The organism is Pseudomonas sp. R3-41 (genome assembly GCF_054161485.1).
Genome location: NZ_CP096421.1, coordinates 5953315 through 5965607 on the forward strand (window position 1 = coordinate 5953315; position 12293 = coordinate 5965607).

At 60.3% G+C, this 12293-nt stretch carries 11 protein-coding genes; 7 read left to right on the top strand and 4 right to left on the bottom strand.

The annotated features are described in order from the left end of the window. Nucleotides 1-32 precede the first annotated feature (32 nt). A complete protein-coding gene (locus M1D99_RS25770; protein ID WP_458130968.1) occupies nt 33-560 on the top strand; it encodes an outer membrane protein assembly factor BamE in 528 nt (175 codons plus the stop codon). A gap of 60 nt (nt 561-620) precedes the next feature. Here the strand turns inward: M1D99_RS25770 and M1D99_RS25775 are convergent, their stop codons facing one another. From M1D99_RS25775 to M1D99_RS25785, 3 genes are read right to left on the bottom strand one after another with little or no spacing between them, the layout of a single operon-like run. Beyond that, complete coding sequence (locus tag M1D99_RS25775) at nt 621-923, bottom strand: RnfH family protein (RefSeq protein WP_458130969.1); 303 nt, start codon at nt 921-923, stop codon at nt 621-623. Beyond that, nucleotides 920-1363, bottom strand: coding sequence for a type II toxin-antitoxin system RatA family toxin (locus M1D99_RS25780; protein ID WP_434704960.1), 444 nt, complete (start codon nt 1361-1363; stop codon nt 920-922). Before M1D99_RS25780 ends, M1D99_RS25775 begins: the two co-directional genes overlap by 4 nt. A gap of 7 nt (nt 1364-1370) precedes the next feature. Beyond that, nucleotides 1371-2774 carry a sodium-dependent transporter gene (locus M1D99_RS25785; protein ID WP_434572422.1) on the bottom strand — a complete coding sequence of 468 codons (1404 nt, stop codon included), beginning with the start codon at nt 2772-2774 and terminating at the stop codon, nt 1371-1373. Between the two features lie 118 nt (nt 2775-2892). Between M1D99_RS25785 and smpB the strand changes: the two genes are divergently transcribed. Next, complete coding sequence (gene smpB / locus M1D99_RS25790) at nt 2893-3375, top strand: SsrA-binding protein SmpB (protein ID WP_042730880.1); 483 nt, start codon at nt 2893-2895, stop codon at nt 3373-3375. A 199-nt stretch (nt 3376-3574) separates the two neighbouring features. Here the strand turns inward: smpB and M1D99_RS25795 are convergent, their stop codons facing one another. Continuing rightward, a complete protein-coding gene (locus tag M1D99_RS25795) occupies nt 3575-4342 on the bottom strand; it encodes an FCD domain-containing protein (RefSeq protein WP_186705975.1) in 768 nt (255 codons plus the stop codon). Between the two features lie 262 nt (nt 4343-4604). On the opposite strand from M1D99_RS25795, the gene M1D99_RS25800 reads away from it, so the two are divergent. The 5 genes from M1D99_RS25800 to M1D99_RS25820 all read left to right on the top strand — a co-directional run bounded on the left by M1D99_RS25800 (nt 4605) and on the right by M1D99_RS25820 (nt 12260). After that, nucleotides 4605-6299: a lactate permease LctP family transporter gene (locus M1D99_RS25800; RefSeq protein ID WP_458130970.1), complete on the top strand. Its 1695-nt coding sequence runs from the start codon at nt 4605-4607 to the stop codon at nt 6297-6299. Between the two features lie 150 nt (nt 6300-6449). Continuing rightward, nucleotides 6450-7274, top strand: a complete 825-nt coding sequence (locus M1D99_RS25805) for a (Fe-S)-binding protein (protein WP_250964014.1) — start codon at nt 6450-6452, stop codon at nt 7272-7274. Further along, a complete protein-coding gene (locus M1D99_RS25810; protein WP_458130971.1) occupies nt 7271-8728 on the top strand; it encodes a LutB/LldF family L-lactate oxidation iron-sulfur protein in 1458 nt (485 codons plus the stop codon). The genes M1D99_RS25805 and M1D99_RS25810 overlap by 4 nt, the downstream gene beginning before the upstream one ends. Beyond that, complete coding sequence (locus M1D99_RS25815) at nt 8725-9396, top strand: LutC/YkgG family protein (protein WP_458130972.1); 672 nt, start codon at nt 8725-8727, stop codon at nt 9394-9396. Before M1D99_RS25810 ends, M1D99_RS25815 begins: the two co-directional genes overlap by 4 nt. Then, nucleotides 9393-12260 (top strand): FAD-binding and (Fe-S)-binding domain-containing protein, encoded by a 2868-nt coding sequence (locus M1D99_RS25820; protein WP_458130973.1) that lies wholly within the window; start codon nt 9393-9395, stop codon nt 12258-12260. Before M1D99_RS25815 ends, M1D99_RS25820 begins: the two co-directional genes overlap by 4 nt. Nucleotides 12261-12293: the final 33 nt, after the last annotated feature.

The window sequence follows — 12293 nt, forward strand, 5'->3', positions numbered from 1 at the left end:
GTCCCAGCCAAGATAGTGGAAGTCGCCCACCGATGCAAAACACCAAGCTCTTGCTAACCAGTTTCACCTTTGTGGGACTGCTCGCACTCGCCGGTTGTTCATTCCCCGGGGTTTACAAAATCGACATCCAGCAGGGCAATGTCGTCACGCAGGACATGATAGACCAGTTACGCCCGGGAATGACCCGCCGGCAAGTACGGTTTATCATGGGTAACCCTCTGCTGACCGACACGTTCCATGCCGATCGCTGGGATTATCTGTACAGCTTGCAGCCAGGTGGCGGTGAGCGCCAGCAGGAACGCATCAGCGTCATCTTCAGCCCTGACGACCAACTCGTCAGCCTGTCGGGCGATTTCATGCCTGGTGTGAGCCGCGACGAGGCCATCATGGGCAAGGACAGCGGCACCACCGTGACCGACCCGACCCAGAATGCCGAACAGCCGAAACCGGAAAAACCGGTCAAGCCAGGTTCGTTGCTGGACCAGATCCAGAAGGACGTGGACAACGTCGAGACCGTACCGGTCCCGACTCCGGAGCCTCTGGATACGTCGCCGCAATAAATCGCGACAAGAAAAAAACCCGGCATGCCGGGTTTTTTCTTGCCTGCGATTCCGGCCAGGTTATTGCTCCGATTGTCGCGCCTGGGCAGCCTTGGCCGCGCGCAGGCGACGAATTTCCTTCGGATCAGCCAATAAAGGTCGATAAATTTCCAATCGATCGGCCGCTTGCACCACCTGGCTATCCAGATCGGCAACCACCTTGCCAAAAATCCCCACCGGGCAAGTTGCCAGGTCCAGCTCCGGGAATACGTCGGCAATCCCCGACGCCACCAGCGCTGCGCGAACACTGGTGCCTTCCTGCACCCTGCATGTACGCAAGACCTGGCGATCCGCCGAGGCGTACACCACTTCTATCTCGATCAACGCTTGAGCTCTGCGTTCTGCTTGGCGCGCTGACAGAACGCATCGACCAGGGTATTGGCGGCCTGGTTGAACAGCGGTCCCAATGTCGCTCGCACCAACGGACCGGCGTAGTCAAATGAAAGGTCCAGGCTGATCTTGCAGGCTTTCTCGCCAAGCGGCTTGAACACCCATACACCGTGGAGCTGGCTGAATGGCCCTTCTTCAAGGTTCATTTCGATGGACTGGCCAGGCACCAAGGTATTCCGAGTAACAAAATGCTGGCTCAGGCCGCCCTTGGCGACGCTGAGACTGGCGCGCATATGGGTTTCGGAGCTCTCGAGCACCTCGGCAGACGAGCACCAAGGCAGGAACTCCGGATAACTCGCCACATCATTGACCAAGTCGTAAAGCGCCTGCGCCGGGTAGGGCAGCAAGGCCGAGCGTTGAATATGTGTCGTCATGTAAGCGTCACTTCCACAGCTGAGCGGCAAACACTACGAGAATACCAATGGGCGCCACATAGCGCATCAAGAACAGGCTCAAGGCGAACAATACAGGACTGCGCAGCGACAACTCATCACGCACGGCTTCACGCCCCATGATCCACCCTGCAAACACCACGAAACACAGACCTCCCAGTGGAAGCATGATCCGAGATGTGAAGAAATCAATCACGCCAAAGAAATCCAGCCCTCCGGTTGCTCCCCACTGGTAGAGACGGAACAGACCGTCTTCGTTCACGAAAAACTTCGCCTGTTTCCATATATTGAAGGAAAACACCGTGCCCAAGCCCACGAACCAGCAAGTGAAAGCCAGCCAGAACGTGACCCAGGCTCGACTCAAGCGGGTGCGCTCGACCAGATAGGCCACCATGGGTTCAAGCAGAGAGATGGCCGAGCTCCAGGCGGCAATCGCCACCAGGACAAAAAACACCACACCCATGACTTGGCCGAACGCCATGCTACCGAAAGCAAATGGCAGGCTGACGAACATCAGCCCCGGCCCTTCGCTGGGGTTCAGGCCGGCAGCAAACACAATCGGAAACAATGCCACCCCCGCCAGCAGCGACACGAAGGTATCCAGCAGCGCAACACCGACAACAGTCCTGGTCAGCGACGCATTTTTCGGCATGTAGGCGCCGTAGATCATGATCGAACCGACCCCGACACTGAGGGAAAAGAACGCGTGTCCCATGGCCGGCAGCAGGCCATCCATGACTTTTTCCGGCTTGAAGTCGAACATGAAATGCACGCCTTCCATGAAGTGCCCGGTCGTCATGCTGTAGCCCAACAGGACCAGGATCATCACGAAAAGCAAGGGCATCATGATCCGCAGGCTGCGCTCAAGCCCTGCCACCACGCCCCGGGCTATCACCACGGCGGAAAGCACCATGAAAAGTGTGTGCCAAAGCGTGAGTCTCCAAGGGTCGGCGATCACATTGCCGAAGTAAGCGCCGACCTGATCAGGCGTCGCCCCCTGGAAATCGCCTCGCCCCATGTCGATGATGTAGTCCAGCGACCAGCCACCGACCACGCTGTAGAAGGACAAGATCAACAGTGCCGTGATCATCCCGGCGAACGCACCCCAGGACCACTTCGGCGAGTGTCCTGCCTCCACGGCCAACACCTTCAGCGCGTTGGCCGGGCTTTGCCGGGCGCGACGGCCGATCAGTGTCTCCGCCAGCATGACCGGCGCGCCGATCAGGGCGATGCAGGCCAGGAACATCAATACGAAGGCACCGCCACCGTAGACGCCGACCATGTATGGAAACTTCCAGATACTACCCAGCCCCACGGCAGAACCGGTCGCCGCGAATATGAAGACCCAGCGGCTAGCCCAACTGCCGTGGACAGAAACCTTGTCTGTCGACATCGTGATCACGCCCAAGCGTTCAAAAAAGAGGCCGCATTGTCCGGGATTCACTCAACGTGCTCAAGCACGCAGCTTCACCGTAGCCGACACGCACGCAACTGCCTATAATGCCGCCCCTATGGCTAAACAGAAGAAACACCCCACAGGGACCATCGCGCAAAACAAAAAGGCGCGACACGATTACTTCATCGAACAACGTTTCGAGGCTGGCATGGTCCTGGCCGGCTGGGAAGTAAAGAGCTTGCGTGCCGGCAAGGCGCAACTGGTCGACAGTTATGTCTTGCTCAAGGACGGCGAAGCGTGGCTGCTGGGCAGTCATATCACGCCGCTGACCACCGCCAGCACCCATGTCATCGCCGATCCTGTGCGTTCGCGCAAGCTGCTGCTCAACAAGCGCGAGCTGGAAAAGCTCTTCGCCTCCGTGCAGCAGAAGGGCTACACCTGCGTCTGCACGTCGTTGTACTGGAGCAAGCACTTGATCAAGTGCGAAATTGCCTTGGGCAAGGGCAAGAAGGAGTACGACAAGCGCGATACCGAGCGCGAACGCGATGCCGGCCGCGAGCTGCAGCGCGCGGTGCGCAACAAGGGCAAGGAAGACTGATTCTTTCGTCCTTGAGACCGCTTTCGCGAGCAAGCCCGCTCCCACACCAGATCCCGGCAATACACAGATCCTGTGTTCACTGAAGATCCACTGTGGGAGCCGAGCTTGCTCGCGATGACGGTGGTACATGCGACATGTGATGTGTCAGACAGACCGCTTTCGCGAGCAGGCTCGCTCCCACAGGGGGCCACCGGCGCGATTACATCCCTTTACGCCGCTCCGCCCGCGCCACGCGCTGTACTTCCTGACGCACCTCTTCCAAGACTTCCTGCACATACAAGATATGTCGGCTGGAAACTTCCCGCGCCTGTTCGGCATGCCCATCCATAATGGCCTGGTATAACTCCCGATGCTGGCTGATCAGCATGTCGCGGGTCTCACTGCGCTGCTTGTACATGCCGCCGATATTGGTGACGACGTTGCGCTTGAGCAGGTCGAACAAGCCGCGAATGGTGTGCAGCAGTACCGCATTATGACTGGCCTCGGCGATCGCCAGATGGAATCGGGCATCCGCCGCGCCCTCCTCCGCCCGACTGACCTCGTCGTGGCGCGAGTAACAATCCTGCAGTTCGTCGAACGCCGCCGTCAGCCGCTCGCGATCCACCTCCGTGGCCCGCAGTGCCGCGTAATAAGCGCAGGAAGCCTCCAGCGTGTGACGGAACTCCAGCAAATCGCGCTGTGCTTCGGGGTTGCTTTCCAACAGTTGCAGCAGCGGATCACTGAACGTCGAGCCCAGCGACTCCACCACATAGTTGCCGCCGCCCTGGCGACTGATCAACAAGCCTTTGGCCGTCAGCTTCTGGATCGCTTCACGCAACGAGGGGCGTGACACACCGAACTGCTCGGCCAGGGTCCGCTCGGCGGGCAGCCGCTCACCCGACTTCAGCGTGCCCTCAAGGATCATGCCTTCAAGCCGCTCGACAATATCGTCAGACAAACGGCGCTGACGAATCTGATCAAACCCCATAACTCAATTCTCCACGATCCCGACGGCTCGCCGGGCTCTCTATTCTGGCCCATCCGGGCCGTGCTCACACCCACCAAAAGCTATTTGTTCGAACGGATCAGATGCCTTCTGCACCGCTTATTCGACGAAAGTTTCAGGGCGGCAAATTGACACACGACAACCAAGGCTTTTACCCTAGCCGACAGCGCTTGTAAATTGGTATTACCAATTACCCAAAATCGCTGACAGTGCCTGACCAACAACAATTAGGGGCCCACCCATCATGCAAACCTGGCAACAGCTCTACAGCCCGCTCGGCAGCCTCGGCTTGTCCGCACTCGCGGCCGTTATTCCCATCGTATTTTTCTTCCTGGCCCTGGCGGTGTTTCGCCTCAAGGGGCATGTGGCCGGCAGCATCACCTTGGCCCTGGCGATTGCCGTGGCGATCTTTGCGTTCAACATGCCCGCAGACATGGCCTTCGCCGCTGCCGGCTATGGCTTTGCCTATGGCCTGTGGCCCATTGCCTGGATCATCGTCGCCGCGGTGTTTCTCTACAAACTGACCGTCAAGAGCGGCCAGTTCGAAGTGATTCGCAGCTCGGTGCTGTCGATTACCGATGACCAACGCCTGCAAGTGCTGTTGATCGGTTTCTGCTTTGGCGCATTCCTGGAAGGTGCCGCGGGCTTCGGTGCACCGGTGGCGATCACTGCCGCCCTGCTGGTCGGCCTGGGCTTCAACCCTTTGTATGCCGCGGGCCTGTGCCTGATCGCCAACACCGCCCCCGTGGCGTTCGGCGCGCTGGGCATCCCGATCATCGTGGCCGGCCAGGTCACCGGGATCGACGCGTTCAAGATCGGCGCCATGACCGGTCGCCAATTGCCCTTGCTGTCGTTGTTCGTGCCGTTCTGGCTGGTGTTCATGATGGACGGCCTGCGCGGCGTGCGGGAAACCTGGCCAGCAGCGTTGGTGGCTGGCTTGAGCTTTGCCATCACCCAATACTTCACCTCCAACTTCATCGGCCCGGAACTGCCGGACATCACCTCCGCCCTGGCCAGTCTGATTTCCCTGACGCTGTTCCTGAAAATCTGGCAGCCCAAGCGCACCGCTGGCGCCCAGATTGCCGGCACCACCGCCAGCGCAACGGTCACCGCCAACGCCGGCGGTTTCGGCCAACCGCGCAGCACCGTCGTGTCGCCCTACAGCCTGGGGGAAATCATCAAGGCGTGGTCGCCGTTCCTGATTCTTACCGTGCTGGTGACGATCTGGACCCTCAAGCCATTCAAGGCCATGTTCGCCGCTGGCGGCTCGATGTACGGCTGGGTGTTCAACTTCGCCATTCCGCACCTGGACCAGATGGTAATCAAGGTCGCGCCCATCGTGATCAACCCCACCGCCATCCCGGCCGTGTTCAAGCTGGATCCGATTTCTGCCACCGGCACGGCGATTTTCTTCTCCGCACTGATCTCGATGCTGGTACTGAAGATCAACCTGAAAACTGGTCTTACCACTTTTAAAGAGACGCTTTTCGAGCTGCGCTGGCCGATCCTGTCCATCGGCATGGTGCTGGCGTTCGCGTTCGTCACCAACTATTCGGGCATGTCGTCGACCATGGCCCTGGTCCTGGCAGGCACGGGCGCGGCGTTCCCGTTCTTCTCGCCATTCCTTGGTTGGCTGGGCGTGTTCCTGACCGGTTCCGATACGTCGTCCAACGCGCTGTTCGGCTCGCTACAAGCCACCACCGCGCATCAAATCGGCGTCAACGACACCCTGCTGGTGGCGGCCAATACCAGCGGCGGCGTAACCGGCAAGATGATTTCGCCACAATCGATCGCGGTGGCCTGCGCCGCGACCGGGCTGGTGGGCAAAGAATCGGATCTGTTCCGTTTCACCCTCAAACACAGCCTATTCTTTGCAACGATTGTCGGCTTGATCACATTGGCCCAGGCCTACTGGTTTACCGGCATGCTGGTTCATTAAGTCCTACACGTAATACTGGAAAAACCGACGCCGAACCGTGATTCGGCGTCTGCTATTCACAACCGGGTCTGCAAGGCTGCTGAAAGATTTCCTGGCTATATTCAGCAGCCTCAGCGGACGGATAACCGGGACCACCCGGAGACACGCCTGATGAGCGAGCTTTTTTACAACGCCGTACCGAACGCGACCCGTGTCGCCCCGCCCTTGCCCGAACCTCGGCAGTACCCCAGCGAGAAACCGCGCAGGGTCTATCTGTTCGGCACATGCGTGGTGGACCTGTTCTATCCCGAAGCCGGAATGGATGCGATTCATCTGCTGGAGCGCGAAGGGATCCGGGTGGACTACCCACAGGGGCAAAGTTGCTGCGGCCAACCGGCCTACACCTCGGGCTACACCGAGCAGGCGCGGACCGTGGCCCGGGCGCAACTGGCCTTGTTTGCCGAAGACTATCCGGTGGTGGTGCCCTCGGGCTCCTGTGCCGGCATGCTGCGCGAGCATTATGCCGACCTGTTCAAGGACGAGCCGGAAACGCTCAAGCAGGTCCAGGCCCTGGCGGCCCGGACCTATGAACTGGCCGAGTTCCTGCTGTTTGTCTGCAAGGTGCAGCTGAACGACAACGGCGAGCCGGTGAAGGTCGCGCTGCATACGTCCTGCTCGGCACGGCGTGAAATGAATACCCACCTGCACGGCCGCGCGTTGTTGGCGCAGCTGCGCAATGTGGAGCGAGTCGAACACAGCCACGAAAGCGAATGCTGCGGCTTTGGTGGGACCTTTAGCGTTCGCATGCCGGATATTTCCGGCGCGATGGTGGCCGACAAGACCCGAGCGCTGAAGGAATCCGGCGCGCACCAGGTCGTCAGCGCTGACTGCGGCTGTTTGATGAACATCAACGGTGCGCTGGAAAAGCAGCAAGAAGCGTTACGCGGCCAGCATCTGGCGAGTTTCCTCCGCCAGCGCATCGGAGGTGTCGCATGAGCACGCCGACGCTGATCCCGACCGTTGAGGTGCAGGAAGATTTTCGTGCCCGAGCCCATAAGGCCCTGGACGACACGCAACTGCGAAACAACTTTCGCAGTGCGATGGATTCACTGATGACCAAGCGGGCAACGTCCTTCAGCGATGCCCACGAAAGAGAACACCTGCGAGTGCTGGGCAATGCCGTCCGCGCCCGTGCGTTATCCAAGCTGCCCGACCTGCTCGAGCAACTTGAAACCAACCTGACCCGCAACGGTGTGAACGTGCACTGGGCGGAAACGGTGGACGAAGCCAACGGCATCGTCCTTTCGATCATCCGCGCTCACGAGGCGCGGCAAGTGATCAAGGGCAAATCGATGGTCAGCGAAGAGATGGAGATGAACCATTTCCTCGAGGCTCGGGACATTGAATGTCTCGAATCCGACATGGGGGAATACATCGTCCAACTCGACCACGAGAAGCCTTCACACATCATTATGCCGGCGATCCACAAGAATGCCGGTCAGGTCGCGTCCTTGTTCCACGACAAACTCGGCGTGGAGTACACCAAGGACGTTGACCAACTCATTCAGATCGGCCGCAGGGTCCTGCGGCAGAAGTTCTTCGAGGCCGACGTCGGCGTCTCCGGCGTCAACTTCGCCGTCGCCGAAACCGGCACGCTGCTGCTGGTGGAAAACGAAGGCAACGGGCGGATGTCCACCACCGTGCCACCGGTGCACATTGCCGTGACCGGCATCGAAAAGGTGGTAGAGAACCTGCGGGATGTCGTGCCGCTGCTCTCGCTGCTGACCCGCTCAGCCCTCGGCCAGCCCATCACGACCTACGTCAACATGATCTCCGGGCCACGCAAGGCCGATGAACTGGACGGCCCCCAGGAAGTCCACCTGGTCCTGCTGGACAACGGTCGCAGCCAGGCGTTTGCCGACAGTGAATTGCGCCAGACCCTGAACTGCATTCGCTGTGGCGCTTGTATGAATCATTGCCCGGTGTACACCCGAATCGGCGGTCATGCCTACGGTGAGGTTTACCCGGGGCCTATCGGAAAAATCATCACGCCGCACATGGTCGGCCTGGCCAAGGTGCCCGACCACCCGAGCGCCTCCTCGCTGTGCGGTGCCTGCGGTGAAGTGTGTCCAGTGAAGATTCCGATCCCGGCCTTGCTGCGGCGGCTGCGGGAAGAAAACGTCAAGGCGCCGGACAGCCCTAACCAAGTGATGCGCGGCCAGGGCAGCAAATACTCGCCCAAGGAACGGTTCATCTGGAATGCCTGGGCCTGGCTCAACAGCTCGCCGCAGCTGTACCGGCTGTTCGGCTTCCTCGCCACGCGCCTGCGCGCCCTGACGCCTCGAAACGTCGGCCCGTGGACCCAGAACCACAGCGCCCCCAAACCCGCCGCCCGCTCATTGCATGACCTGGCCCGTGAACACCTGAACCAGCAGGGAGACCGCCGATGAGCGCCAAGGAAAATATCCTCGCCAAGCTGCGTAAAAGCCTGACGGGCACCACGCCGGTTGCCGACAACTTCGATGTCGACCTGGTGACGCAAACCTATCGCTATGCGCCCGAGGAACGTATCGCGCAATTGCGCAAGCTGATGGAGGCGGTGCACACCGAAATCCACCTGACCTCCGAAGAAGGCTGGCCGGCCCTGCTCGCACAACTGCTGCGCGACCGTCAGTTGCCGAGCCTGCTCATCGCGCCGACGACCATGCACGGGAAAAAAATCACACAGTTCTGGGCGAACAATCCGGACCTGCCCACCCTCAACGCCTACGACAGGCCGGTAGAGGAATGGAAAGCCGAACTGTTCAACGACACACCGGCCAGCCTCACAGGGACCCTCGGCGCCATTGCCGCCACCGGCAGTCTGATTCTCTGGCCGACGCGGGAAGAGCCGCGACTGATGAGCCTGGTGCCACCGGTGCATTTCGCCCTGCTCAAGGCCAGCGAGATCCGCGACAACTTCTATGAAGTGCAACACGAATTCGAATGGGCCCAAGGCATGCCCACCAACGCCCTGCTGGTATCGGGCCCGTCGAAAACCGCCGACATCGAACAAGTCCTGGCCTACGGCGCCCATGGTCCGAAGGATCTGGTGGTTTTGATTCTGGAGGACCAATGACCCTTCCGGCCGCTTTCCTACACGACGTTCAACAGCTGATCCCGCAGCAGCGACGTTTCGACGACCCGCTGTCGACCTTGGCCTTCGGCACCGACGCCAGTTTCTATCGGCTGATTCCGAAACTGGTGGTACGCGTCGAATCCGAAGATGAAGTGATTGCCCTGCTGAAACTGGCCCAACGGGACCGGGTCCCGGTCACGTTCCGCGCCGCCGGCACCAGCCTGTCCGGCCAAGCCATCAGCGACTCGGTGCTGATTGTGCTGGGGGATAACTGGAACGGGCGCGAGATTCGCGAACAAGGGACACAAATTCGTTTGCAGCCTGGCGTGATCGGCGCCCAGGCCAACGCCTGGCTGGCGCCGTTCGGGCGCAAGATCGGCCCAGATCCGGCCTCGATCAACGCCTGCAAAATCGGCGGCATCGTCGCCAACAACGCCAGCGGCATGTGCTGCGGCACGGCGCAGAACACCTATCACACCCTCGCCGGCATCCGCTTGGTCCTGGCCGATGGCACGCGCCTCGACACCGAAGACGACAGCAGCGTGGCGGCTTTTCGTACCAGCCATGGCGAACTGTTGGAGCGCCTGGCCACCCTTGGCCGCGAGACCCGCGCCAATACCGAGCTGGCAGCGCGAATCCGGCATAAATACCGTCTGAAAAATACCACCGGCCTGTCACTCAATGCCCTGGTGGATTTTGACGAGCCTGTGGATATCTTGAGCCACCTGCTGGTGGGCTCAGAAGGCACGCTTGGTTTTATCAGTGCAGTGACCTACAACACCGTCATCGACCATCCGAACAAGGCTTCGGCCCTGATCGTATTCCCGGATGTGGAAACCTGCTGCAACGCCGTCACCGTACTGAAAAGCCAGCCGGTATCGGCCGTCGAATTGCTGGACCGCCGCAGCCTGCGCTCGGTGCAGGACAAACCGGGCATGCCGGATTTCGTACAGCATCTGTCGATCAGTGCCTGCGCCTTGTTGATCGAATCCCGCGCGGCTTCTTCGTCATTACTACAAGAACAACTGGCCCGGATCATGGCCTCCCTGGCCGGTTTCCCTGTGGAAAAACAGGTCGACTTTACCGAAGACCCACGGGAAAACGCCCGGCTCTGGGCGATCCGCAAAGACACCTTCCCCGCCGTGGGCGCGGTCCGCAAAACCGGGACCACGGTCATCATCGAAGACGTGACCTTTCCAGTGGAACAACTGGCCATCGGCGTCAACCGTCTGATCGAACTGTTCGACAAACATCACTACGACGAAGCGATCCTTTTCGGACACGCGCTGGAAGGCAATCTGCACTTCGTCTTCACCCAAGGCTTCAACAGCGCCGAAGAAGTCGCACGCTACCAGGCGTTCATGGATGACGTGGCGCAGTTGGTGGCGGTGGAATTCGGCGGCTCGCTCAAAGCCGAACACGGCACCGGGCGCAACATGGCGCCGTTCGTCGAGCTGGAATGGGGCAGCGATGCCTACCAATTGATGTGGCAGCTCAAACGCCTGCTCGACCCCAACGGCATTCTCAACCCGGACGTGGTGCTCAGCGAAGATCCGCAAATCCATCTCAAGCACCTCAAACCACTGCCGGCCGCCGATGAAATCGTCGACAAGTGCATCGAGTGCGGTTTTTGCGAACCGGTCTGTCCCTCCAAGGACCTGACCTTGAGCCCGCGCCAGCGCATCGTGATCTGGCGTGATATCCAAGCGAAGAAACGCGCCGGCACCGACACCACCGAACTGGAACGTGCCTACCAATACCAGGGCATCGACACCTGCGCCGCCACGGGCCTGTGTGCACAACGTTGTCCGGTAGGTATCAATACCGGCGAGCTGGTGAAAAAGCTGCGCAGCCGCGACGCGACGCAGACGAAAACTGCCAACTGGATTGAAGGAAATTTCGCCACCACATTGCAAGGCGCACGCTTCGCCCTCCACGTCGCCAACGGTGCGCGCATGCTGCTGGGTGCGCCCCGCCTGGCGAAGCTGTCGGCCTCGTTGACACACCTGTCCAAGGGCCAGGTGCCACAGTGGACCAACGCCATGCCCCAGCCGGAAAAGGCCATCCGTTTCAGCCCCGCCGTGTCGGACGAACGGCCGAGAGTCGTGTACCTGGCGGCGTGCGTGTCGCGGGTCATGGGCCCGGCGGCAGCGGACAAGGAGCAAATGTCGCTGTACGACAAGACTCGCGGCCTACTGGAAAAGGCCGGTTATCAGGTAGTCTTTCCCGACAATGTAGACAGTCTCTGCTGCGGCCAACCCTTTGCGTCCAAAGGCTACACCGAGCAGGCCGAACACAAGCGCCAAGAACTGATCGGCGCCTTGCTGCACGCCAGTCGTGGCGGGCTCGATCCGATCTACTGTGACACCAGCCCTTGCACGCTACGGCTGGTCCAGGACTTGGGTGACGTGCGCCTGGACCTGTATGACCCGGTGCGTTTCATCCGTACTCACTTGATGGACCGTCTCGATTTCACCCCCCAGGAGGCGCCCATCGCGGTGCACATCACTTGCAGTACCCAGCACCTCGGCGAAAGCCAGGCGCTGATCGATCTGGCGCGCCAGTGCAGCAAACAAGTGGTGATTCCGGAAGGTATCCATTGCTGTGGTTTTGCCGGCGACAAGGGCTTTACCACCCCCGAACTCAACGCCCACTCGCTGCGAAGCCTCAAGGACGCGGTTCAATATTGCACCGAGGGCATTTCCACCAGCCGCACGTGCGAGATTGGTCTGACGCATCATGGGGAAATCGACTACCACGGCTTGGTCTATCTGGTTGACCGTGTCACCCGCCCCAAGCCCGCCAACGGTGAAGGCCTTGCGATAGGGCTCGAAGAAAAATCGAATTCCTGCGCTTCGCTGTAGTCACTTGAATAGGCCCGGCTCCGCTGGGCCACC